The organism is Bacillus cereus G9842 (assembly GCF_000021305.1).
GTDB lineage: Bacteria > Bacillota > Bacilli > Bacillales > Bacillaceae_G > Bacillus_A > Bacillus_A thuringiensis_S.
Window position 1 is genome coordinate 5,020,696 of sequence record NC_011772.1, and the last position, 24,956, is coordinate 5,045,651.

Here is a 24,956-nt window from a genome sequence, read left to right on the forward strand (position 1 = left end):
CGTATCCTCTCCTTGACGGTTTAACTCGGATCTAATCGATATGAAAGCAACTCAAAATCTGGGGTATATACAAATGTACCGTAGATTATGCCATTTCCTTTAATTAAGTAATCAATAATGTGATAATCTCCTGGCGCCATTGCTAAATCATCAATTTTGTCAAATGTATGCCAACCAATGATGCCTTCTTCGCTCTCTAGTTTGTTTTCTCCTGCAAAATCTGTCGCTAAAAAGGAGAACATCATCCATTCAGAAACAACTTTATCACCTTCTTGGATGACAAAGGTGAAGACCCCCTTTAACGCTGGGTTTTTCAAATAAATACCTGTTTCTTCACGATACTCGCGAACAACGGAATCTCTTACAGTCTCACCACGCTCCATTTTCCCGCCTGGTGCAACCCACCAATTTCGGCGAGGTTTTTGGAGTAAGAGTACTTCATTATCTCTAATTAACACACAGTTTGTCACTCTTTGCATGTTTCTTCACCTCAGCTACTTGCAGTAAAATTCCTCACTGCATACTTCTTTCATTATACTATCAAAAACAGTTTGCTACAACGAAGGAGCCAGTCCTCTTTCGTTAAGCATATGCTACTCAACAATTTTAAAAAAGCTTTCTATAACAAGCAATGTAAATGCTTAGACTTTCAATGAATAGCATAAAAAATCCCCTTAACGATTTTTATCGCCAAGGGGATTAAAGCCTTTATTTCTTACCGAAATAAGTAACAATCGCAAATCCTAAAATAAAGGTAATAATCGAACTTATAATTGAAAATCCGCCAGTCGGAATCCCAGGGAACACAATTACAATCGAACCGATTACAAGTCCAATAATTGCCGCAAATGTCATACTTTTATAACGATCTAATAAAAAACTAATGCCTTTACTACTTACAACAAATCCGACCATAACACCAGCACCGATAACCACGATTAAAGGTAAATTAAGTGTAGTTAAAGCGTTAATTGCTGTTGGATACACACCAATAATTAATAAAATAAACGATCCACTAATCCCAGGAAGCAGCATGGCCATACTAGCCATCCATCCTGCGAAAAATAAACCAATTGCATTTAAAATTGTTAACGTCGTAATTGGATCTGCTGCCTTATCTGGTTTAAAGAAAGCTGTAATCGCAACAAGAATTGCTGCAACTATTAATAAAACAATGTGCTTACCTTTAAACGATGACTTTGCATCAGCTTCTCTCATTAACATCGGTAATATACTAATAATTAAACCGAGGAAGAAAAATTGAGTCGGTTCATAATGATTTGCAAGTAAATATTTAATAACGTGACTTAACGTTAAAAATGCTGCTGCCACACCAGCTGCAAGGGGAATTAAAAATCCTAAATGTTTTTTCCATTCACGACTAAAGAATCCACTAATTGCCGCAAGCAATTGTTCATAAATCCCTAACACAACAGCGATTGTACCGCCGCTCACACCAGGAATTAAATCACTAACGCCCATACAAAATCCACGATATATATTACGCCATTCCATACTGAATAAATTCCTCATTTCTTATAGTGATTTTTTCCGTAAAGTCCAGTATATCAATAAGAAAGCTTATAATCCTAATATTTTTTGACAAAATTTTGACATTTTCAAACAAAAAAAGAAGAAAGCTCCTGTCGGTAGCTTTCTTCTCACAAGGTATATTATCCCTTATTTTTCTGATACAGTTTTTAATTCCTCTAATAATTCTTCTACGTAATGTTGAGCACTTTGTGCTGCAATACTACCGTCACCTGTTGCAGTTACAATTTGACGAAGCATTTTTTCACGAACATCACCAGCTGCAAAAATACCAGGAATTTTCGTTTCCATACGTTCGTTCGTTTCAAGGTAACCATTTTCATTTGTAATACCTAGTTCAACAAATGGTTTTGATAATGGTAACATACCGATGTATACGAATACGCCGTCAGTTTTGACTTCTTTCTCTTCTCCACTGTTTACGTCGACAAGTGTTACACTTCCTACTTTACCACTTGCTTCGTTGATTTCTTTTATAGTATGGTTCCAAATGAAATCTACTTTTTCATTTTGGAAAGCACGGTCTTGTAAAATTTTCTGTGCACGAAGCGTGTCACGACGGTGAACAATCGTTACTTTTGATGCAAAGCGCGTTAAGAATACACCCTCTTCAACAGCAGAATCTCCGCCGCCAATTACGATAAGTTCTTTTTCTTTAAAGAATGCCCCGTCACATACTGCACAATATGATACACCACGGCCGCCAAGTTCTGTTTCACCCGGTACACCAATTTTTTTATACTCTGCACCGCTTGCAACGATAATTGCACGTGCTTTATATTCTTTTTTACCAGCAATAATTGTTTTGTATTCTTTACCATCGATGACTTCTTTCACATCACCGTATGCATATTCAGCACCAAATTTCTTCGCATGCTCAAACATTTTATTTGATAAGTCTGGTCCTAAAATAGACTCATAACCTGGGTAGTTTTCTACATCTTCTGTGTTTGCCATTTGGCCACCTGGAATACCACGCTCAAGCATTAATGTGCTTAAATTTGCACGAGATGTATATACTGCAGCTGTCATACCAGCTGGTCCTGCACCAATAATAACGACATCATAAATTTTTTCTTCTGACACACTATTCACTCCTATCCATTCCTACACAATTAAGTTACCCTCATTATACTGTTAGCATCATTTTTTTCCCAATGATTTGCTTATCTTATGTGTGCGTACGCTTAACAGCTTGCACATACTTTCGGACAGTCGCTACAGATACATTATATACATCTCCAAGCTCCGACTGTGTCATTTTATTTCCTTGTTCGCCGCGTACAATGTATTCAATCGCAGCTGACCAGCCGTACACATTTGTAAATATATCTCCAGATGTATATAAACGTATGAACGTACAAAACCAAAAGTGTAAACACTCTTCAATTAATTCATCATCTTTTTTCGTATAATTGTATAATGCATCCGCGATTCGTACGCACTGCTCAAATTGTTGTAAATCAGCTGGAATACTCTTATGACTATTAAGTAAAAAGAAGTAATTTGCAAGTTGTGATACGATGGGAACACCGTTCTTCGCTTGCGTTATATCAAAGAAGAATCCAACCTTCTCCGGCGTTGACAATTCATTCATTAAATATAAAGCCAGCATTTGTTCTTCTAACGTCGCACTTTGCTGAAATGATTTTCGTAATTCTTCAAATAGCAAACTTTGTCCTTCATCTGCTAAATTCAGCGCATTCCAGGGCTCTTTTCCTTTTTTATCAGGGTGCAATTCCACGACATGTTGCCACATTTTTTCAGCTAGTTGCTGATCTTTCACCATATAAGCAGAATATGCAAACCAATAATAAAAACTAACGTCTCCCTCGTATCCTTGACGCTTTAATAATTTGAACCATTTATATGCATGCTCGAAATAACCAATCGTTGCAAGTGTGGTTCCCAGTTTCAAACGATGTTCAAATGAAATCGGATATACTGAAACTAGCTGTCCCGCTAACGCTTCTACTTGTTTATGCTCTCCAATTGAATATAGAAAAATAAGCGTATTACAAAGCGCATGTATATTACCAGGATTTTTCTCTAAAATCATTTCTGTTAACTTCAGTGCCTTGTCTACATTACCAGATTGAAAATGTGCAATGGCTAAATTATTATGACCTGACCAAAATTCCGGATAATCTTTCGTAACAATTTCTAATGTAGCAATCGCTTCTTCCAATTGTCCATTACGAATATAACGATTCGCTTCTTCCTGCATAACAATTAAATCATCTTCATCTTCAATCTCTTCCGCACCCATTGCTTCTTCTTCCATAATCTCAAGAAGTTCTAATGTATCTTCTACGAATTCCTTCTCTTTTGCAAATTCTAAATAGCGATCCGCATATTTCTTCGCCTGTTGAAATAACCCCATATATGCATAATTATTTGCAATAAAATAATAGCACTGTTCAAGTTCTGGATTAGATCTAACTAACTTTAAGAAGATTTGATTCGATTCTTGATATTCACCAGCCTCAGATAATACTGATGCTAATTGACATAAAATAAACGGCTCCTTCTCACTTTGTGCCGCTCTTCGAAAATATTTAATTGCATCTTGCAATTTTTGCCCTTTGTAAGCTCTCATCCCTTTTTTATAAAAGAAGTCCGCTAGCTGATTAAAAGAGATAACTTGTCCGTTCTCCTTATATATTCTTTGATTTTTCCCCATATATCCTCCAGTTTTTTGTTTTCTTCGTTCACACATTCTTCTATCTATAAGTATAAACGATTCCGTAAAAAACAAAACAGTATATTCTACTCAATTATTTCCTTTTTATTCATAAAAAAAGAAGAGAAATGTTACATTTTCACCATGAACCTTCTCTTGCGGTCATTTGCTCTTTCGTATAAATAATACGCATTGGATTTCCACCTACGAAAGCTCCGCTCGGTACATCTCTATGAACAAGTGTGCCAGCTGAGACAGTCGCACCATCTCCAATTTTCACACCTGGTAATATTGTTACATTCGCTCCAATCATCACTTCATTTCCAATGATGATTTCCCCAAGTCGATATTCACGAATTAAATATTCATGTGCTAAAAGCGTTGTGTTATAACCAATAATCGAATTCTCTCCCACAGTTATCTTTTCTGGGAACATAATATCCGGCATTACCATAAGTGCAAATGATGTTTTCTTTCCTACTTTCATCCGTAAAAAAGTACGGTACAACCAATTCTTCACAGATAAAAATGGCGTGTAACGCGCAATTTGGATAATAATAAAGTTTTTCATTACCTTCCAAAAAGACACTGTTTTATACACATTCCATAATGAATTTCCTCCTGAAACAGGATAGCGCGTTGTCCGTCGCACTTAGCTCGCTCCTCTACTAACTTACTTGGACCTTTATGAACGGTTCATATTAGACAAAATCGGTAGCAAATCACTCATTTTATCTAGCATAAAGTCCGGCTTGTAAGCTTCTAAATACGCTCTACCTTTCAACGTCCATGAAACCGCAGCTGTTTTCGTCCCCGCATTTTGACCACCGACAATATCATGATGATTATCCCCAACCATCAATGCCTCTTCTGGTTTTGCATCTAATAATTCAAGCGCTTTTTGAAGTGGCTCTGGATGTGGTTTCACATGCTCTACATCATCAATTGTCACGACAACATCAAAAAATTCATCAAGCTTTGACAACTGTAATCCCATCTCAACGGTTTGTCTCGCTTTCGTTGTAACAATACCAACTTTATAACCTTGCTTCTTCAACTCTCGAACTGTTTCATATACAGTTTCATATTCTTCTACTAATTCATCATGATGATCATGGTTAAATTCGCGATAGCTTGTAATCATCTCTTCAACCTTACTTTCATCAATCTTGCTGAAAGTATCATGCAAAGATGGACCGATAAATGGCAACACATCTTCACGCTTATATTGATTTGGATAATATGTATTTAAAGTATGTAAAAAAGAAGAAATAATAAGTTCGTTTGTATTAATTAAAGTTCCATCTAAATCAAATAACACTGTATTTATTCTCATTGCCTTAGTCCTTTCGCTTTCCTGAATATGAAAGAAGCAGCATCTTACAATAAGATGCTACTTTTCTCTAATTTTCCGAATATCTTTTATCAGCTTGCCCCATTTTTCGTCTCACAATAATGAAAATAATAGAAATAACAACAAGTCCAATTGACATTACTTGTGCAATGCGAAGTGGTCCTAGCATTAAACTATCTGTACGTAAGCCTTCTACGAAGAAGCGTCCTACTGAATACCAAATTAAATATGTGAAGAATAATTCCCCGCGGCGTAAATTCACTTTTCTTAATGCAAGTAGTAAAATTACACCTACAAAATTCCATAATGATTCATATAAAAACGTCGGATGATAGTACACACCCTCAATATACATTTGATTAATAATGAAATCTGGTAAATGAAGACCTTCTAAAAACTGTCTCGTTACTTCATCACCATGTGCCTCTTGGTTCATAAAGTTTCCCCATCGGCCAATTGCTTGTCCTAGTAAAATACTTGGCGCAGCAATATCCGCCAACTTCCAGAATGAAACCCCGCGTCGCTTTGCAAAAAGAATTCCGGTAATAACCGCTCCGATTAAACCACCATGAATCGCCAAGCCACCTTGACGAATATTAATAATTTGACTCGGGTTTTGCGCGTAATATTCCCATTCAAAAATAACATAATACATTCTCGCAAATAGAATAGCGATCGGTACTGCAATTAATACAAGGTCAACAAATGTATCTTTTGGAATACCTAGCCTTTCTCCCTCGCGAGTTGCTAGCCAAAGACCTAATAGCACACCTGTACCGATAATAATCCCGTACCAATAAACAGGAAACGGCCCAAGTTGGACAGCTACGCGGTCAAGCTGCGGTACAGAACCTAACAGCATATGTATGACCTCCCTCTCCAATGTTTACTCCTGATTCCCTAACTCAATCGCACTCATTAATCGTTCTGAGAACTGCTGTGCTGCATTGACTCCCATACGCTTTAAACGGAAGTTCATCGCTGCTACTTCAATAATAACAGCCAAGTTTCGACCAGGACGAACCGGAAGTGTAATCTTCGTAAGTTCTGTATCAATAATTTTCATCTTCTCTTCATCAAGACCTAAGCGATCATAATTTTTCTTTTGATCCCAAATTTCAAGATTAATAACAAGTGTAATACGCTTATAATTTCGCACTGCCCCTGCACCGAATAACGTCATAACGTTAATGATACCTAGACCACGAATTTCTAATAAATGCTCAATTAAATCTGGTGAGCTTCCTACTAATGTGTCTTCATCTTCTTGGCGAATTTCTACACTATCATCCGCAACAAGGCGATGGCCACGCTTCACAAGTTCAAGAGCTGTCTCACTTTTACCAACACCACTTTGACCTGTAATTAAAACACCAACACCGTAAATATCCACTAATACACCATGAACAGCAGTTGTTGGTGCTAGCTTACCTTCTAAATAATTGGTTAAACGACTTGATAATCTCGTTGTCGTTTGAGAAGAACGTAATAAAGGCATGCCTGATTCACGTGATGCTTGTAATAACTCATCTGGTACATCTTGATTACGAGTTATAATAATACATGGCGTCTCCTCGGTACAAAGCGCTTTCATTCTCTCTTGTTTTTGTTCTGTCGTTAACGTATCAAAGAACGTAAGCTCCGTTTTTCCAAGAAGCTGCACGCGATCAGCTGGATAATATGTAAAGAATCCTGCCATTTCAATTCCAGGTCGTGATAAATCACTTGTATCAATCGGACGATGAATTCCTTCCTCACCACTTATTAACTCCAATTGAAATTGTTCAATTAAATCTTTTGTCCTTACTTTTGGCATATGTATAAACCTCCACTCCGCTGCGGGTTCAGTCTCGTTTGATGTAAAATTCCATTCTACCGGATATTGTACCATTTTTTTCTGGAAACAAGAAATACGGTTTCTGATAAATAGAAAAAAACATTTCATACGAATAATGAAATGTTTTTCTTTTTGTCATTTTCTCTTTTTTTCATATAGAGGTTCCACAATTGCCTTTTCAATAATCATATTAAAAATTGAAATACAAATTGCCGCAACAATCGCTACACCAAATCCTGATATATTAAAAGCATCTCCTAATAATGAATCTGCTATTTTTAACGTAATCGCATTAATAACAATTAAGAAGAAGCCGAAAGTTACAACAGTAATTGGTAGCGTAATTAAAATTAAAAACGGCTTTACGAACACATTTAAAACAGCCAAAATAATACTCGCAATAATTGCAGTTTGTATATTCGCTACGTAAAACGCGTCTGGTGCAATCCCTTTTAAAAGTCCCGATACAGCGATTAACACAACGCTATTTACAAGAAGTGATACAATCCATCTCATTTTCTTACACATCCTTTTAACATATATATTTCATCATACGCTAATAGACAATAAACGCAAGTATCATACAAATACTTATACCAACTTATTCTACTCTTCACGCTTGTATACCTACCAACATTTCTTTGTGAAATAGGGACCACACCATCTATGTTCATGAGTTTTTACAAAAGTCCAAGTGAAATCTTTATCTACAATATAGATATCACCTTTATACGCATCATCTGTCTCACACAATGTATCATCCAGATGTAATAAACTCGCATCCTTTATTAATAGTACCTCATCACAGTGTTGGTAGAAAATGTAGCACTCCTTTTTCACTTCATTATGAAACGCGCTCTCTGCTTCTATTCCTTCTAAGCACTTCTTTTTCTCATAACTAAATATGTGCCAAAGATATCCACATACATACTTATCTCCGTAAAAAAAAATGTCTTCTTTTTCTTCATCACTTAAATGGTTTGCAAAGTTATTCTCCCAGCGCTTCCGAAAATATACACCCCACTTTTGGAACTTTCTTACCTTCATATTCTTCTTTCGCAACACATCTAAAAACTCCATCATCTCCCCCTATACAATAAAAACCGAGTGTCATTTCCACCCGGTTTTATTCATACACTTATTGCGATAACTCTACTTCTTTTATTTTCTCTTTCATTCTTGCTTTATCACGATTTAAAATCTCTTTTAAATACTTACCAGTATACGAGCGCTCTTCTTTTACTACTTGCTCTGGCGTTCCCGAAGCGACGATTTGTCCACCTTTGTCCCCGCCTTCTGGTCCAAGGTCAACGATATAATCAGCTGTTTTAATCACATCTAAATTATGTTCAATTACAAGTACCGTCTCACCACTCTCAACAAGACGTTGCAGCACTTCTAGAAGACGTGCAATATCATGCGCATGTAAACCAGTCGTTGGCTCATCTAAAATATATAACGTACGACCTGTAGAACGGCGGTGTAATTCAGAAGCTAATTTCACACGCTGTGCTTCCCCACCAGATAATGTTGTTGCTGGTTGACCTAATTTCATATAACCAAGCCCAACATCTACAAGCGTTTGAAGTTTACGCTTAATTTTAGGAATATTGGCGAAGAATTCTACTCCATCTTCAATTGTCATCCCTAACACTTCAGAAATATTCTTATCTTTATATTTCACTTCTAACGTTTCACGGTTGTAACGTTTACCGTGACAAACTTCACACGGAACATACACATCTGGTAAGAAATGCATTTCGATTTTAATAATTCCATCTCCACGGCACGCTTCACAACGGCCACCTTTTACGTTAAAGCTGAAACGTCCTTTTTGATATCCGCGCACTTTAGCTTCGTTCGTTTGTGCAAACACATCACGAATATCATCGAATACACCTGTGTACGTCGCTGGATTAGAACGTGGTGTACGACCAATTGGCGATTGATCAATATCAATTACTTTATCTAAATGTTCAAGACCTTTAATCTCTTTATGAGTACCTGGCTTCGCTTTCGCTTTATATAACTTTTGCGCTAACGATTTATATAGTACTTCATTAATCATCGTACTTTTACCTGATCCAGATACACCTGTTACCGCTACAAACGTACCGAGTGGGAATGACATTTTTGCATTCTTTAAGTTATTCTCTTTTGCGCCGACAATCTCCACTTTACGTCCGTCACCTTTACGTCTTTCAAGTGGAACTGGAATAAACTCTTTACCGCTTAAATATTTTCCTGTTAACGAATTATCATCTTGCATCACTTCAGCTGGTGTCCCTGCCGATACAACTTGCCCACCGTGAATACCTGCACCCGGTCCGATATCAAGTAAATAATCAGCAGCCATCATTGTATCTTCATCATGCTCAACAACGATTAATGTATTACCTAAATCGCGCATTTCTTGCAACGTACGAATAAGACGATCGTTATCGCGCTGATGTAAACCGATAGAAGGCTCATCAAGAATGTAAAGTACGCCAGTAAGACGAGAACCAATTTGCGTCGCTAAACGAATACGCTGCGCCTCACCACCTGATAAAGTTCCTGCGGCACGACTTAACGTTAAATAATCTAAACCGACGTTCACTAAGAACCCAACGCGCTCTTGGATTTCTCTTAAAATTAAATGAGCAATTTTTTGTTGTTTCTCCGTTAGCTCCACATTCGAGAAGAATTCCTGTACTTCTTGAACAGAATACTTCGTTACATCAGCAATCGTTTTATCACCAACGAAAACAGCTAAACTCTCAGGCTTTAAGCGTCCACCTTTACACTTCGGACAAGCTTGCTCTGCCATATACTTTTCCATTTGCTCACGGACATAATCAGAACTCGTTTCACGATAACGACGTTCGATATTTGGAATAACACCTTCAAATAAAATCTCATTTTCCTTTACTTGACCAAATTCATTTACATAGCGGAAATAAACTTTCTCTTCACCGCTTCCGTACAACACTTTATCAAATAAATCTTTCGGTATATCTTTCACAGGCACATCCATATCAACGCCGTAATGATTACATACAGATTGTAAAAGCTGTGGGTAATATTGTGAGCTTGTCGGTTCCCATGGAGCAATCGCATGTTCATTTAATGATAAATCCCAGTTCGGAATAACAAGTTCTAAATCTACCTCTAGCTTTGAACCAAGTCCATCACAAGAAGGACATGCTCCGAACGGACTGTTGAATGAGAACATACGCGGCTCTAATTCTCCGATTGAAAAACCACAATGCGGACAAGCATGATGTTCACTAAATAGAAGTTCCTCTTCTCCCATTACATCGATTAACACTCGGCCTCCGCCAAGCTTTAATGCACTTTCAAGTGAATCAGCAAGACGGCTTGCGATTCCTTCTTTTACAACAATACGGTCAATTACAACTTCAATGGAATGCTTCTTATTTTTATCTAACGTAATCTCTTCAGACACATCAAGCATTTCACCATCAACACGTACACGAACATACCCTTGCTTCTTAATATCTTCAAGTACTTTCACATGCGCTCCTTTACGCCCAGACACGATAGGCGCTAACACTTGTAATTTCGTACGCTCAGGATATTCAAGAACACGGTCTACCATCTGCTCGACTGTTTGTGATGTAATTTCAATCCCATGATTCGGACAAATTGGCGTACCAATTCGTGCAAATAATAAACGTAAATAATCATAAATCTCCGTCACTGTTCCGACAGTTGAACGTGGATTACGACTCGTCGTTTTTTGATCGATTGAAATCGCTGGTGACAATCCTTCAATCGTATCTACATCCGGCTTATCCATTTGTCCTAAAAACTGGCGCGCATACGCAGATAACGATTCTACATATCTGCGCTGCCCTTCTGCATAAATCGTATCAAATGCTAATGATGATTTCCCCGAACCAGACAATCCCGTTACAACAACAAGCTGATTTCTCGGAATGGTTACATCAATATTTTTTAAGTTATGTGCTCTAGCACCTTTTACAACGATAAAATCCTTGCTCTTACTCACTCTTTTCACCCTTCCGCTTTTAATTCTAATAGTAAATCTCTTAGTTCAGCTGCACGCTCGAAGTCTAACGCTTTTGCTGCTTCTTTCATCTCTGCTTCCATCTTCGCAATTGTCTTTTCGCGCTCTTTTTTCGTCATTTTCTTAGCAGGAGTTGCTTCGTATGTTTCTGTCTCTTCAGCCGCTGTCGTTGCACGGATTACATCACGAACGCCTTTTTGAATCGTTTTCGGCGTGATACCATGCTCTTCATTGTAAGCTTCTTGTATAGTACGACGACGCTGCGTTTCTTCAATTGCAATTCCCATCGATCTCGTTATGCGATCTGCGTACATAATAACGCGGCCGTTTTCATTACGCGCCGCACGACCAATCGTTTGAATTAACGAACGTTCTGAACGCAAGAACCCTTCCTTATCTGCATCTAAAATAGCTACAAGTGATACTTCTGGAATATCTAATCCTTCTCGTAATAAGTTAATACCGACAAGTACATCAAACTTACCAAGGCGAAGGTCACGAATAATTTCAATACGTTCTAACGTTTTAATTTCAGAGTGAAGATAGTTCACTTTAATTCCTACATCTTTTAAGTAATCCGTTAAATCCTCTGACATTTTCTTCGTTAAAGTCGTAATTAGTACACGTTCATTTTTTGCAATACGATCTTGAATTTCTCCTAATAGATCGTCAATTTGACCTTCAATAGGTCGTATATCGATTGGTGGATCTAAAAGCCCTGTTGGACGAATAATTTGTTCTATTACTTCTGGTGACTGCTCTAACTCATACGGTCCCGGCGTTGCTGAAACGTAAATAACTTGATTTGTTTTTTCTTCAAACTCATCAAACATGAGCGGTCTATTATCTAGAGCCGATGGCAGACGGAATCCATGATCCACAAGCACTTGTTTACGTGCTTGGTCACCGTTATACATCGCTCTTACTTGTGGCACTGATACGTGCGATTCATCCATAACGATTAAGAAATCTTTCGGGAAATAATCTAATAACGTATACGGCGTTGCACCTGCTGGACGAAGTGTTAAATGACGGGAATAGTTTTCAATCCCTGAACAAAAGCCCATCTCGCGCATCATTTCTAAATCATAACGTGTACGTTGCTCTATACGCTGCGCTTCTAACAACTTACCGTTATCATTTAACTCCTTTAAACGCTCTTCTAATTCTTTTTCGATATTTTCAATAGCGACCTTCATTTTCTCTTCACGTGTAACGAAGTGAGATGCTGGGAAGATTGCTACATGATCACGTTCTGCTAATACTTCACCTGTTAACGCATTTACTTCGCGAATACGATCGATTTCATCACCGAAAAACTCAATTCGGATACAATGCTCATCAAGTGATGCCGGGAAGATTTCAACTACATCTCCGCGCACACGGAATGTACCACGCTTGAAATCAATATCATTACGTCCATACTGCACATCAACAAGTTCACGAAGCAATTGATTGCGGTCCTTTTCCATACCAACTCGAAGTGAAACAACTAACTCACGGTATTCTTCAGGAGAACCTAAACCATATATACACGAAACACTCGCAACGATAATTACATCGTCCCGTTCAAATAATGCAGACGTTGCTGAGTGACGCAATTTATCAATTTCATCATTAATCTGCGCGTCCTTTTCAATAAACGTATCTGTTTGTGGTACATACGCTTCTGGCTGATAATAATCGTAATAACTAACAAAATACTCAACTGCATTATTCGGGAAAAAGTCTTTCAACTCACTATATAGCTGTCCTGCTAACGTTTTATTGTGAGCCATAACAAGTGTTGGCTTTTGCACTTCTTTAATGACATTTGAAATCGTAAATGTCTTACCCGTTCCTGTCGCTCCAAGCAACACTTGCTTTTTCTTTCCACTATTAATTCCCTCTACAAGCTTCTCTATAGCTACCGGCTGATCACCTTGCGGGGAATACGCTGATATAATTTCAAATTGATGTTCCAAATAAAATCCGACCTCCTCATAAAAATCTGTATTATTATTTTACCACGAACGCCCATAAAAAACCTAAAAAAACGAACAGATATTCGGTAAAATTTTCGACAATCTACACATAGAAAAAGGAAGGAGTCAAAACTTCCTTCCTCTACTAACTCTATTTTTTAGGTACATATAATAAATCATATCCATTGCGCCCATTTTCATTCACACAGTCTATTAACCTATAAGCCGTTTGTGATTCACGCTGCTCTTTAACAATCCTTTTACAGCTATCTTTATATAACCTTTTATCCTCACCAGCAAATTTGTCTTGTCTACTATCTAACACATAAAGGATATCTTTCCCACTATGCTCTAACGTTTGAAAAACCGGGTCACCTTCATCGGTATACTGTACAATTCTTATTTCATCAACTTTCCCTTGTTCCACATTCCAAACGAACTGCTCGAATTTATCTAGATTGGAAATCCTGGTTCCCTTTACAATGGCATCATTCTTCTTATTAATTGTAGTGTTAGATGGTGAACATGCTACTAAACTAAAGAGAAATAGACATAGACATAGACATAGACATATAAAACTAGTTCTTTTTCCTATTGTCATCCTCTCCTATAAAAATTATTTGTATACCCAAAAGCTACTTTCAACTATGAAAGTAGCTTTTCTTTTCCTTTCTCCTTCTTTGGAAAAATAACATATGAAAATGAAATTGCTGTATCAACTAAAAATATAATCGCCCACACTTGGCTCACACGGCTTGCAGCTTTATTTAAAACGATTCCTGATTCTAACCAATTACCCCATTGTTCAAACGGAATAAATCCATACGCGAAGAAAAAGAATATGTGCACACCAACGAATAAAACAAGATGTAATACCCAATTTTTTATTTCCTGCTTCGCATAGGCCATACCTGTTAATTCTATGTGCTCTTCCATAATTGGCGCTGGTTCATTACGCCATTTCGCAACTAGCTTTTGCGCAAATATATCCAGCTTCTTCAAATCCTTTTTCCCGTAGAAAACTGCATACAATAAAATAATTACAGTAATGATTTGAAATTTAGAGAACTTTCCTGTTTGATAATAGTCCACTACCCCTAATGTTAAAATAAACACTTCATTTACGAGGAGTACAATCCCCATAATAAAGCTCGCCTTTTTCAAACGGAATCCGTAACGGAGTAAAAAGAAACCGATAGCTGATAACCAAAATACAATTTCTGCCCCAATTAAAAAATACCAACGATATTCTGCGAGTATACTCATTTATCCTTCTCCTTTTCATCATAAATACGAAAAGCTTCATCCATATATATTAAAAGTTCTTCTTCAATTGGATACATGCTCATTTTCTGTGAATCTTCCTTCGATTTTCTAACTTCCCATAACTTATCTAAAAATGCTTCGTCACCATTAGCCATTTCTAAACACTTCTGCATTAATTTTTTCGTTGCCCCTTGTACCTCATCATTAGCAGCTTCTTTACCTTCCTTCATAAAAGTACGGAATTGCTTTAATAAATCTACCCATTCTAAAACATTCGGATCTTCTTCACTCATATTCGGCAAATTGTGAAGCAACTTTTGTTCTTCCTTTGAAAACACTTCATTTTGGAATATTTCACGTATACGAGGAGACTGTTTCGAAAGCTGAATAAGTTCAAACATAACTTTCCAATCAAGATCTCCCTCCACATCTACCGAATAAACAACAGCTTGTAAAACACGCTCCATTCGATTAAATTTCTTTTGTTCTTCCTGTACAAACCGAAGTTGTTTTTCAAGAGAATCCTTTAAGTTAAGCTCACCTTTTACTAACATATTCGCAGCCTCTTTTAATGAAAATCCCATTTCCTTTAAAAATAAAATTTGTTGCAGCCTTATTACGTCAACTTCACTATATAAACGATGCCCACCTTCTGTTTTCCCGCTCGGCTTTAACAAATCTATTTGATCGTAATAACGTAATGTACGTACTGTAACCCCTGTTTCTCTCGTCAATTCTTGTATTGAAATCACTACCATCACCTCTTCCCCTTCATTATAAAAGATGACGTTACGTAACTTTCAAGTAATTTGTAAAAAAATACAAAAAGCTGTTTATACAAAGTGTATAAACAGCTTTTATGGAAATAACCCCTTTTGTATGGCGCGCCCACAAAATAAAATAAGTGCTCCAACAACAACACTCGTTGCTGTTTTATGATAATGAGCTGAAACTAATAAATAATATGATAAACCGACAGTACCGAGCATAATACAAATACTTGGCACTGGATTACGAGAGAAGTTCTGCATTCCCCAAAACAAAGCAAAAATAGCCGTAGCGACACATAATACCGGTAATCCCATCCCAGTTCCCCTTTTTTCTATCTATTCCTTGTTGCTAACACGCTCGTTGATGCGATACTTATCAATAAACCAAAACCAATCCTTATATATTTAAACGTTTAATCTAATTGAAATCTCTCAAACTTATCATTTATTTTCTTTCTCCCTTACTCCAGCGTAAAGATTTCCTCCACCTTCACTCCAAAATACTTGGCGATTTTTAAGGATAACTCTAGACTCGGATTGTAATGATGATTTTCAATCGCCACTATCGTCTGCCGCGTCACCTGCATCGCCTTTGCCATTTCAACTTGTGTTATATGATTTTGCTTTCTTAACTCTTTTATTTTATTTTTCACACCCATAGGATCCACCTTCAAAAGTAAAGATATCTTTACTTAAATTATAAATATTTTCCAGCAACAAGTAAAGATATCCTTACAAATTTTAGAAAAACATTTCACTAAACATCTACTCTAACAAAGTACAAGAGTAGTTCAATTTATATCAGCGTTTTTTTAATATATCGACATCGATAGCACTATAAGCATAAGAAAGAAGCTGTCCCAAAATATCTTTTGGAACAGCTTCTTCGTCCTACTACATAAATCCTAACGCATATACAAGAACGTATCCAAGAATAGAAAGGCAAACCGAGCCGATCAGCCCCGCCACGAATGCCTTACTTCCTAACTTACGGAACGTTTTAAACTCTACATTTAAACCAAGCCCCGCCATCGCCATTGCAATCAGCATGTAAGCAATGACAACAATGTAGCCGGCAACAACTTCTGGTATAACCCCGAGCGAATGCACTGCACTCATCGCTAAAAATCCGAAGATGAACCACGGAATTGGAAGATCGCGCCACGATTTTTTTTCCTCGCTACCTTCACTCTTACCAAACCATAATCCAATTAAAATCGCTACTGGCACAAGCATTGCAACGCGCGTTAATTTCACGATAACTGCGATGTCTACAGCCGTGCTTCCTCCTGGTGCCGCAGCTGCGATGACATGGGCGATCTCATGCAGCGTCGCACCTGAGAATACACCGTAACCGTATGGAGATAAACCAAGCACTGGATATAATAACGTATAAATAAGCGTAAATATAGTACCTAAAATTGCGATAATCGCTGCTCCAACTGCTGTTTCGTCATCTTTTGCTTTCACTTGCGGTGCAATTGCCACAACCGCGGCCGCGCCGCAAATTGCCGTACCGCATGCTGTTAAAATCCCAAGTTTCTTTTCTACTTTAAATACTTTCGTTAGTCCGTACACAACAAAAATAGTAAATGTAATAACAACCGCCGCGATGACCAATACTTTCGGCCCCGCCTTCGCAATATCAACAAGATTTAATCGCATTCCAAGTAAGATGATCCCAAAGCGCAGTAACTTCTTACTCGCAAAGTTCGTTCCTGCAATCGCATCATGAGGAACTCCAATTGCAGCGCGCCAAACCATCCCAATTAGAATAGCAATTACTAATTGTCCCATAATATTTAAAAATGGAAGCCCAGCTAAATATTTCGCGGCAATTGCGATTAATAATGTAATCCCAATTCCTTGCGAAAATCCAAAGCCCTTCTTCTTTTGTATAACAAGTGTTTGTTCCACCTTGTACCACCCCAATAATCGTATTGGAACATGCATGTTCTTTCTACTTACATTATAAGAGAGTTTCTATAATAAGTTTAATATCAATACCAAATCTCTATCATCAGAAATACTTATGATAAGATGATAGAAAAAGAAAGGAGCCCATTACATGAACGTAGACATTTTAAAAATATTTGTTACTGTCGTTGAACAGAAACACTTCTCACGTGCAGCAGAATTATTAAACCTTTCACAACCTGGCGTAAGTATGCATATACGCAACTTAGAAAACGAATTTGGCACTACTCTTATTCAGCGCTCCCCAAAGCACGTCCAAGTGACGGAGGCTGGAAACATACTATATATACATGCAAAGCAAATGCTCTCTCTTTACGAAGAAGCCAAACAAGAAATTAACGAATTACATAACGTTGTAACAGGAACTCTTCGCATCGGTGCTAGTTTCACAATTGGCGAATACTTACTTCCAAAAATACTGGCTAACTATGCGAATGAAAATCCACACGTCGAAGTTCATACCTTTATCTCAAATACAGAAGACGTTTTACAAAGTCTTCGCTCTAATCAAATCGATATCGGCTTAGTGGAAGGGCAAGTCGTATACGCCGACGTTGACGTTGAAACGTTTATGCAAGATGAAATGAAGCTCGTCGTCCCTCCAAATCATCCACTGCTCCGCACAAATGAAATAAATGAAAGTACACTCCAAGATCAAGTATGGGTATTAAGAGAAAGTGGTTCTGGTACACGCGCTTATAGTGACCGCTTTATTCATCAACACCATTTGAAAATGAAACGATTCTTTACATTTAGTAGTATCCAAAGCGTTAAGGAAGCAGTTAGTGCCGGACTTGGCATCGCTATACTTTCTGATTGGACTGTACGAAAAGAGCTACTGGCAAAAGAGCTATTCCACGTCGAAGTTCCAAATGAACAACTCATCCGTCCATTCTCCATCGTGCGCGGCAAATACTTCATCCCGTCTAAAGCCATTCAGGTGTTTTTAAATCATGTAGACTCTTTTGCGAAAAAACAGCATTGACCTTCACATTAGTGTGAAGGTTTACAATACATGTAAAAGGAGTGAAACACATTGCGAATTGGAGAATTATCAAAAGAAACTGGCGTTAGTGAAAGATCACTAAGACATTACGAAGAAAAGGGACTACTCCCTTCTAAGCGCCTCGCAAATGGCTACCGTGATTTTGATAAAAGTGCCATCGAAAAAGTGGAGCTTATTCAAATGTACTTACAAATTGGCTTAAATTTAGAAGAGACGGCAAGGATGCTGCGTTGCCTTGCAATTGAACCGCACCTATACGACAATCCGTGCAGCAGCATTCTTACGCTTTATGAAGATAAACTCAATGAAGTAACAAAGCAAATCTCATTGCTTTCCAACATTCAAACAAATTTGCAAAAACACGTTTCACTCCTAAAACAAGCAAAAGAAAAGGGATGATTACATGTTTGTTATACATGGCAGTTCAAGAAAAAACGGAAATACGGAAGCTTTAACACATATGATGATTGATGGAATTGAAACAGAACAAATTTATTTACGTGATCACACAGTCTATCCTATTACAGATAAGCGTCATGATGCAGAAGGATTCCAACCTGTAAATGATGATTATGAGCAGTTAACGAAACGCATGTTAGAGCACGACACAATTATCTTTGCTACACCGCTATACTGGTACGGAATGAGCGGACATATGAAAAACTTCGTCGATCGTTGGTCACAAAGCTTGCGCGATACATCTCTTCATTTCAAAGAAAAAATGAAAGGCAAAAAAATGTATGTTGTCATCGTTGGCGGAGACAATCCAAAACTGAAAGCATTGCCGCTTATCGCTCAGTTTCAATACATCTTTGATTTTGTTGGTTCATCATTTGAAGGATATATTATTGGGGATGCGAATGGACTAGATGAAATCCAAAACGATGCTGAGGCGCTGGCAAAAGCACAATTGTATAATAATAAATTCAAAAATAGCGAACAGAAATAAGTTTGACAAACTATTTAGACTTAGCGACGCAAGAAGAATTAGAAATTATGTTACAAGAATACCCTGGCACAATACTTTTCATTAGCCATGACCGTGCCTTTATTCGCTCTGTTGCAGACCATATTCTACAAGTAGATGAGAGTGAACCAAGAATATTCCATGGTAATTACGAGCAATACACAAAAAGAACAACCGGGGATTCTGTAAACGTTACTGAACAAGAATTATTACGATTACAAACAAAATTAACAGAAATCATCGGCCGAATTTCCATACCAAATCATCACGATGACATCACATCTCTCGAACAAGAATACGAAACATTATTAGTTCAAATCCGAAAATGTAAAGAAGCGCTCTAATGTCTTCCCTATATATCGACAAGGCCTTCCGCATTTCCCAAGAAATATTGGAACTTCGACACAGAATAGCATTAATAAAAGTGAAAAAACCGTGCATCAGCACGGCTTTTTCACTTTTATATACGGACAGCAGTCCCGCTCACCGCAACCATTAGCATTCCTTCGCGAACTACTTCGTAATCCACGTCGATACCAACAATTGCATTCGCATTTTTTTGTCTTGCGAAAGTTTTCATTTCTTCCATTGCGATGTCGCGCGCTTCTTTTAATTTACTTTCATAAGCACCGCGCGACCGCCGACAACGTCACGAACAGAAGCGAAAAGGTCACGAACGATATTCGCGCCCATAATCGCTTCTCCATTGACGATATCGATGTACTCAATAATTTCTTTTCCTTGAATTGTAGACGTTGTTGTTACAATCATGCTTTATAGCCTCCCATATAAGATTTTCACTTACTTATGGTGCACTAATTCAGCAGAAATTATATTTATGAACTGAACTGAGCTTCGTATAATCGGCTGTATCCTCCGCCTTGCTCAATTAGTTCCTCATGCGAACCTTGTTCTGCAATACCATCTTTATTTACAACGACGATACGATCTGCATTTTTAATCGTTGCAAGCCTGTGAGCGATAACTAATGTTGTACGGCCGACAGATAGTTCTGCAAGCGATTTTTGAATCGCTAGTTCCGTCTCTGTATCTAATGCAGAAGTCGCTTCATCTAATATTAAAATTGGTGGGTTTTTCAAGAACATACGAGCAATCGCTAGACGCTGTTTCTGTCCACCAGAAAGTTTCACACCACGCTCACCGATAACGGTATCTAAACCGTCTGGTTGTGAGTAAATTAAGTCTTCTAACTGCGCACGTTTTACCGCCTGCCAAATTTCAGCTTCTGACGCCTTTAAATTTCCGTAAGCAATATTTTCACGAATCGTTCCTGAGAATAAGAACACATCTTGCTGCACAATTCCAATTTGTTTACGAAGTGAAGATAATGTCATATCTTTCGTATCAATACCATCAATTCGGATTGAACCAGACGATTGTTCATAAAAACGTGGGAGTAAACTACATAACGTTGTTTTTCCAGCTCCTGATGGTCCAACGAACGCAACCGTTTCACCTGCATGTATGTTCAAACTAATGTCATTTAAAATCGGTTCTTTATTTTCATATCCGAACGTAATGTTGTTATATTGAATATCACCATGTACATGTTTAACTTCCATCGCACCTTTAGAGTCTACAATATCTGGCTCTGTTTCAAGAAGCTCTACATATCTCTTAAAACCAGCGATCCCTTTCGGATAGCTTTCGATTACCGCATTAATTTTTTCAATTGGGCGGAAGAAAATATTCGTTAATAGAACGAATCCAATAAATCCACCGTACGTTAATTCACCTTGCAGAACAAACCATGTACCGCATATTAAGACGAAGAGTGTTACGAGACGCATGAGCATATAACTAATCGATGAATTTAATGCCATAATTTTATACGCCATTAATTTCGTTGTGCGGAAACGAGCGTTGTTAACAGCAAATTGCTCTTTCTCAAACTTTTCATTTCCAAATGCTTGTACTACGCGAATACCACCAACATTATTCTCAATACATGCATTGAAGTCAGCAACGTCTGAGAATAAACGTCTAAATGTACCTGTCATTTTTTTGTTGAAGTAAAGTGCTAACCATAATAAGAATGGAATGACGAAGAACGTTAATAGCGCTAACTTCCAGTTGATCATCATCATAAATGAAAATGCCCCAACTAAAGTCATAATAGCGATAAATAAATCTTCTGGTCCATGGTGAGCAATTTCCCCAATTTCCATTAAGTCGTTTGTAAGACGTGAAATTAAATGACCTGTTTTATTATTGTCAAAAAATCTAAATGATAGCTTTTGAATATGATCAAATAATTTCTGCCTCATATCCGTTTCAATGTTAACACCAAGCATATGTCCCCAATATGTAACAACATATTGTAAGCCTGCATTTAATATATACACTGCAAGTAAACCGAAACAAGCCCATAAAATAAGCGTCCAGTTTTGTCCTGGCAATAACTTATCAATAAATTGATTTACGATAAGCGGGAAGCCAAGTTCTAGTAATCCTGCGACAACCGCACAAGAAAAGTCGAGTATAAATAAACCTTTATACGGTTTATAGTAAGAAAAAAATTTACGCAGCATATCTTACCTCCATTTTCCAAAATTAAAAAGACTCTCTAAATGATAACCATTATCAAATAATTATTCAAGTTATCCGTCTATGAAACTAAAAATAAGATTTTTGGTATTTGTCATTTTTTCCAGAGAGTCGATATATTCAAATAATCGCCGATATAAATTTCATTTACTAACTACCCTCCCCCAAAACAAAAAAGGTACCACCACAAGGTGATACCATTCCTTCTATTACATCGCTTCCGAATCCCACTCATGCTCCTGCTCAACGAATACAATACCTAATTCGTGATGTCCACCAGCATATAATGCAGTTTGTGCAAGACGAAGCTCACCATTTGTATCTAATACTTCTAATTTACAAAATGCTCCTGTCGTCTTCGTTTGAAGCGCATCATAAAATTCCTCGGCGCTTTTTGGAATGACTCCATTTACTTTCGTAATAATTTCTCCAGGTAGTAATTTTAGCTCTGCTCCAATTGTATTTGGGATTGTATCTAGTACAACGAGCCCATCATTGCGTGCAGCAAAATACGCTGGTCTTGTTTCATCAGTAATTTTCTCTTGCATCGAAATTGTGAAACGCCCAAGCATTGCGACTCCCATCGCGATAATTGCAAGTACATGCCACCAGTAACTTGCGATTCCTAAAACGAGCACAAGTCCTGCTAACCCATAAACACGTCTTCCTGTAAATAATAAAGCTTCCGTCGGCTCATAACTTTTAATCTTTCTCATAAATCCAATTAAAAATGGAACGAGAAATAGAGAATATGTATTTGAACCTATTGAAACGACAGGCCACCATGAAATAAACTGCGTTACCGCATCACCCGGTACAAGAATAAAAATAGGAACGATCCATAAACGCTTTGATTCGTGTAAACCAATCTTTAATCCACGCTTCCCCTTCCTAATCTTCGGTGTAGAATATCCTACTGCGTTTTTAGAAATCAATAAGCCTTCTACAATAAGCATAACGCCTAGCAAAATAGCAAGGGATACAATGGTATTCTCTTCACCTTCTCGAAGCTGTAAGAAGGAAACTGGTAGCTTAGAAGATAATAGAACACATACAATCGCAATGCTAAATGTATAAGCCGCTGATAAATATCGATACATAGCCGTTAATCCAAATAGTAATGTCCAAATTAAAATGGCCCATAAGCTTGCTTTAGAAACAACAAGTCCAAGCCCAATCGTAATAATAGATACTACTAATCCGTATCCAATCCCTGCAAATAGAGAGGTTCGCAGTTCAAACCAAATATCATAAACTTTAAAAGAAAAATCTTTTCGTTCTCTTAACATACGTAAGTATCCAACGAAGATACTACTTATTACAAATATATAGACAGCAGGGTGTAAGAAAAAACGTCCAACTGCCCGCATTATTTCAAAAATCCACGACTCCACGAACTCATTCACCACCATTTATATCATTCTTTCTTTTTATATTATCATAACTAAACAAACGTTTGTTTAACACAAAAAAATACAGGCAGCAAACTGCCTGTATTTCTTCTTATTTTGCCATTAATTTTAATGCTGACTGTAATTGTAGATCATTTTCTCCAGAACGGATTTTTTCGATAATTTTAGTTTGAATCGCTTCAGCTGTCTTTTTATCAAGCTGTCCTGTCGCTTCCATTTCATTCGCATTTTGGAATGCTTTCAGCGCTGATTCTGTCTCTTTACTAAAGTATCCATCTTCACGACCTGGTACATATCCTAAGCTCTTAAGCATTTCTTGAGCATGTTTTACTTGTACATCATTTGAATTGTATGAAAGTGTTTTTTCAATTTGAATTGGTGTCGCATGATAATAATTTGGTTGCTTCACTTCTACTGTTGGCGCGATTCCTTTTTTATGAATCCAGTTCCCATCCGGTGTTAACCATTTAAACATCGTTAATTTAATGTTGCTACCGTCTTTAAATGGAACAGCTTGCTGGACAGTACCTTTACCAAATGTCTTTTCACCAATTAAATCGTATCCTTCTCCTTCTTTCAGTGCACCAGCTAAAATCTCTGAAGCAGAAGCACTTCCATTATCAATTAATACTGAAATTGGATATGGTTTTCTCTCTTTCAGTTCCGTAGAGAATTTCTTCTTCTCACCATTTCGCTGCTCTACTTGTAGCATCGGCTTTTTATTCGTCATAATTTCTCCCAGTATATCTTCTACACTATTTAAATAGCCACCAGGATTACCACGCACGTCAATAACTAAGCCTTTTATATTTTTCTTCTCTAACTCTTTTAACTGATCCTTAAATTCCTTCGCTGTATTTTCAGCAAAAGAAGTGATTTGCATATAACCGATATCTCTTCCGCTCTCTTGCTTCACAGAACTAAACACTGTAAAGATCGGAATTTTTTCACGCTTAATTTTAAATACAATCGGATCAGTTACTCCCGCACGTTTAATTTCAATTGCGACAGTCGTTCCTTTTTTACCACGGATCTTTAATACTGCTTCTTCACGTGATAAGTCTTTCACACTGTTTCCATCTACAGATAAAATTTGGTCATTCGGTTTAATTCCTATCTTTTCTGCTGGTGAACCTTTAATTGGCGATACGATAATAAGCTTATCGTCCGTTTTGTTCACCTCAGCCCCAATCCCCTCTAATTCAGGATCAAGCGATTCACTAAACTGTTTGGCTGTTTCTTTATCCATATACGTGGAATAAGGGTCCTTCAGCGTAGACAACATGCCTTGTATTGCACCTTCAACTAACTTTTCATCTTTCACGTCTTCCACATAACGTGAATCAATTAGTGCATACGCCTCATTAATTTTTGCCAAATTCCCTTGCGCAGTGCTAGCATTCCCACTCGAAATTGTTTGCGTTACTTCTGCTGGGTTAACCCCAAATACAGACATGCCTGCAAACATTCCGCCAGCACCAATTAAAAATGCAACAACCATTCCAATAATTGCAACTCTACGTTTCAATGCGGAATTCCCCTTTCCAAAACACACAGGTGGTGTAGCA

25 protein-coding genes and 2 pseudogenes are annotated in these 24,956 nt (G+C 37.5%); 4 read left to right on the plus strand and 23 right to left on the minus strand.

What is annotated here, in order from left to right; translation table 11 throughout:
• Positions 1 to 20 precede the first annotated feature (20 nt).
• From BCG9842_RS25520 to BCG9842_RS25605, 19 genes and pseudogenes are all read right to left on the minus strand, one after another.
• Positions 21 to 479 (minus strand): NUDIX hydrolase, encoded by a 459-nt coding sequence (locus tag BCG9842_RS25520; RefSeq protein ID WP_001190080.1) that lies wholly within the window; start codon positions 477 to 479, stop codon positions 21 to 23.
• 229 nt (positions 480 to 708) lie between these two features.
• Positions 709 to 1,515 carry a DUF368 domain-containing protein gene (locus tag BCG9842_RS25525; RefSeq protein WP_000455196.1) on the minus strand — a complete coding sequence of 269 codons (807 nt, stop codon included), beginning with the start codon at positions 1,513 to 1,515 and terminating at the stop codon, positions 709 to 711.
• A 165-nt stretch (positions 1,516 to 1,680) separates the two neighbouring features.
• Positions 1,681 to 2,637 (minus strand): thioredoxin-disulfide reductase, encoded by a 957-nt coding sequence (gene trxB / locus BCG9842_RS25530; protein ID WP_001288077.1) that lies wholly within the window; start codon positions 2,635 to 2,637, stop codon positions 1,681 to 1,683.
• 85 nt (positions 2,638 to 2,722) lie between these two features.
• Positions 2,723 to 4,234 (minus strand): tetratricopeptide repeat protein, encoded by a 1,512-nt coding sequence (locus tag BCG9842_RS25535; RefSeq protein WP_000517718.1) that lies wholly within the window; start codon positions 4,232 to 4,234, stop codon positions 2,723 to 2,725.
• A gap of 139 nt (positions 4,235 to 4,373) precedes the next feature.
• Positions 4,374 to 4,886 carry an acyltransferase gene (locus tag BCG9842_RS25540; protein ID WP_001255086.1) on the minus strand — a complete coding sequence of 171 codons (513 nt, stop codon included), beginning with the start codon at positions 4,884 to 4,886 and terminating at the stop codon, positions 4,374 to 4,376.
• Positions 4,887 to 4,919: 33 nt separating this feature from the next.
• Positions 4,920 to 5,570, minus strand: a complete 651-nt coding sequence (gene ppaX / locus BCG9842_RS25545; RefSeq protein WP_001222403.1) for a pyrophosphatase PpaX — start codon at positions 5,568 to 5,570, stop codon at positions 4,920 to 4,922.
• 67 nt (positions 5,571 to 5,637) lie between these two features.
• The gene (gene lgt / locus BCG9842_RS25550; RefSeq protein ID WP_000924241.1) at positions 5,638 to 6,450 is read right to left on the minus strand and encodes a prolipoprotein diacylglyceryl transferase; all 813 of its coding nucleotides are present in this window, start codon (positions 6,448 to 6,450) and stop codon (positions 5,638 to 5,640) included.
• Positions 6,451 to 6,474: 24 nt separating this feature from the next.
• The gene (gene hprK, locus BCG9842_RS25555) at positions 6,475 to 7,404 is read right to left on the minus strand and encodes an HPr(Ser) kinase/phosphatase (protein ID WP_001127251.1); all 930 of its coding nucleotides are present in this window, start codon (positions 7,402 to 7,404) and stop codon (positions 6,475 to 6,477) included.
• 156 nt (positions 7,405 to 7,560) lie between these two features.
• The gene (locus tag BCG9842_RS25560; protein WP_001267308.1) at positions 7,561 to 7,941 is read right to left on the minus strand and encodes a phage holin family protein; all 381 of its coding nucleotides are present in this window, start codon (positions 7,939 to 7,941) and stop codon (positions 7,561 to 7,563) included.
• Positions 7,942 to 8,052: 111 nt separating this feature from the next.
• Positions 8,053 to 8,505: a DUF4275 family protein gene (locus tag BCG9842_RS25565; protein WP_000394720.1), complete on the minus strand. Its 453-nt coding sequence runs from the start codon at positions 8,503 to 8,505 to the stop codon at positions 8,053 to 8,055.
• Between the two features lie 58 nt (positions 8,506 to 8,563).
• A complete protein-coding gene (gene uvrA / locus BCG9842_RS25570) occupies positions 8,564 to 11,440 on the minus strand; it encodes an excinuclease ABC subunit UvrA (protein ID WP_000045589.1) in 2,877 nt (958 codons plus the stop codon).
• A gap of 5 nt (positions 11,441 to 11,445) precedes the next feature.
• Positions 11,446 to 13,422, minus strand: a complete 1,977-nt coding sequence (uvrB, locus tag BCG9842_RS25575) for an excinuclease ABC subunit B (protein ID WP_000400993.1) — start codon at positions 13,420 to 13,422, stop codon at positions 11,446 to 11,448.
• A 151-nt stretch (positions 13,423 to 13,573) separates the two neighbouring features.
• Positions 13,574 to 14,023 carry a DUF4362 domain-containing protein gene (locus tag BCG9842_RS25580; protein WP_000151996.1) on the minus strand — a complete coding sequence of 150 codons (450 nt, stop codon included), beginning with the start codon at positions 14,021 to 14,023 and terminating at the stop codon, positions 13,574 to 13,576.
• A gap of 44 nt (positions 14,024 to 14,067) precedes the next feature.
• Entirely contained in the window at positions 14,068 to 14,688 is a 621-nt protein-coding gene (locus BCG9842_RS25585; protein ID WP_000025202.1) for a hypothetical protein, read from the minus strand.
• Complete coding sequence (locus BCG9842_RS25590) at positions 14,685 to 15,446, minus strand: MerR family transcriptional regulator (protein WP_000260349.1); 762 nt, start codon at positions 15,444 to 15,446, stop codon at positions 14,685 to 14,687. The genes BCG9842_RS25585 and BCG9842_RS25590 overlap by 4 nt, the downstream gene beginning before the upstream one ends.
• Before the next feature lie 99 nt (positions 15,447 to 15,545).
• Complete coding sequence (locus BCG9842_RS25595; protein WP_000524123.1) at positions 15,546 to 15,773, minus strand: hypothetical protein; 228 nt, start codon at positions 15,771 to 15,773, stop codon at positions 15,546 to 15,548.
• Between the two features lie 17 nt (positions 15,774 to 15,790).
• Positions 15,791 to 15,862: pseudogene (locus tag BCG9842_RS32080) on the minus strand (ATPase); the annotation flags it as partial.
• Between the two features lie 57 nt (positions 15,863 to 15,919).
• The gene (locus BCG9842_RS25600; protein WP_000538364.1) at positions 15,920 to 16,117 is read right to left on the minus strand and encodes a helix-turn-helix transcriptional regulator; all 198 of its coding nucleotides are present in this window, start codon (positions 16,115 to 16,117) and stop codon (positions 15,920 to 15,922) included.
• Between the two features lie 235 nt (positions 16,118 to 16,352).
• Positions 16,353 to 17,375, minus strand: a complete 1,023-nt coding sequence (locus BCG9842_RS25605) for a YeiH family protein (protein ID WP_000438423.1) — start codon at positions 17,373 to 17,375, stop codon at positions 16,353 to 16,355.
• Positions 17,376 to 17,526: 151 nt separating this feature from the next.
• Between BCG9842_RS25605 and BCG9842_RS25610 the strand changes: the two genes are divergently transcribed.
• From BCG9842_RS25610 to BCG9842_RS25625, 4 genes are read left to right on the plus strand one after another with little or no spacing between them, the layout of a single operon-like run.
• A complete protein-coding gene (locus BCG9842_RS25610; protein ID WP_001100016.1) occupies positions 17,527 to 18,420 on the plus strand; it encodes a LysR family transcriptional regulator in 894 nt (297 codons plus the stop codon).
• Between the two features lie 51 nt (positions 18,421 to 18,471).
• Complete coding sequence (locus BCG9842_RS25615) at positions 18,472 to 18,840, plus strand: MerR family transcriptional regulator (RefSeq protein ID WP_001219213.1); 369 nt, start codon at positions 18,472 to 18,474, stop codon at positions 18,838 to 18,840.
• Between the two features lie 4 nt (positions 18,841 to 18,844).
• Complete coding sequence (locus BCG9842_RS25620; RefSeq protein WP_000497589.1) at positions 18,845 to 19,390, plus strand: flavodoxin family protein; 546 nt, start codon at positions 18,845 to 18,847, stop codon at positions 19,388 to 19,390.
• A gap of 2 nt (positions 19,391 to 19,392) precedes the next feature.
• Positions 19,393 to 19,752 (plus strand): hypothetical protein, encoded by a 360-nt coding sequence (locus BCG9842_RS25625; protein WP_000186323.1) that lies wholly within the window; start codon positions 19,393 to 19,395, stop codon positions 19,750 to 19,752.
• A 116-nt stretch (positions 19,753 to 19,868) separates the two neighbouring features.
• Here BCG9842_RS25625 and BCG9842_RS25630 read toward each other — a convergent pair.
• From BCG9842_RS25630 to BCG9842_RS25645, 4 genes and pseudogenes are all read right to left on the minus strand, one after another.
• A pseudogene (locus BCG9842_RS25630) lies at positions 19,869 to 20,179 on the minus strand (heavy metal-binding domain-containing protein).
• Between the two features lie 65 nt (positions 20,180 to 20,244).
• Positions 20,245 to 21,960: an ABC transporter ATP-binding protein gene (locus BCG9842_RS25635; RefSeq protein ID WP_000944607.1), complete on the minus strand. Its 1,716-nt coding sequence runs from the start codon at positions 21,958 to 21,960 to the stop codon at positions 20,245 to 20,247.
• Between the two features lie 225 nt (positions 21,961 to 22,185).
• A complete protein-coding gene (locus BCG9842_RS25640) occupies positions 22,186 to 23,388 on the minus strand; it encodes a PDZ domain-containing protein (protein ID WP_000261257.1) in 1,203 nt (400 codons plus the stop codon).
• A 91-nt stretch (positions 23,389 to 23,479) separates the two neighbouring features.
• The gene (locus BCG9842_RS25645) at positions 23,480 to 24,916 is read right to left on the minus strand and encodes a S41 family peptidase (RefSeq protein WP_000830306.1); all 1,437 of its coding nucleotides are present in this window, start codon (positions 24,914 to 24,916) and stop codon (positions 23,480 to 23,482) included.
• Positions 24,917 to 24,956: the final 40 nt, after the last annotated feature.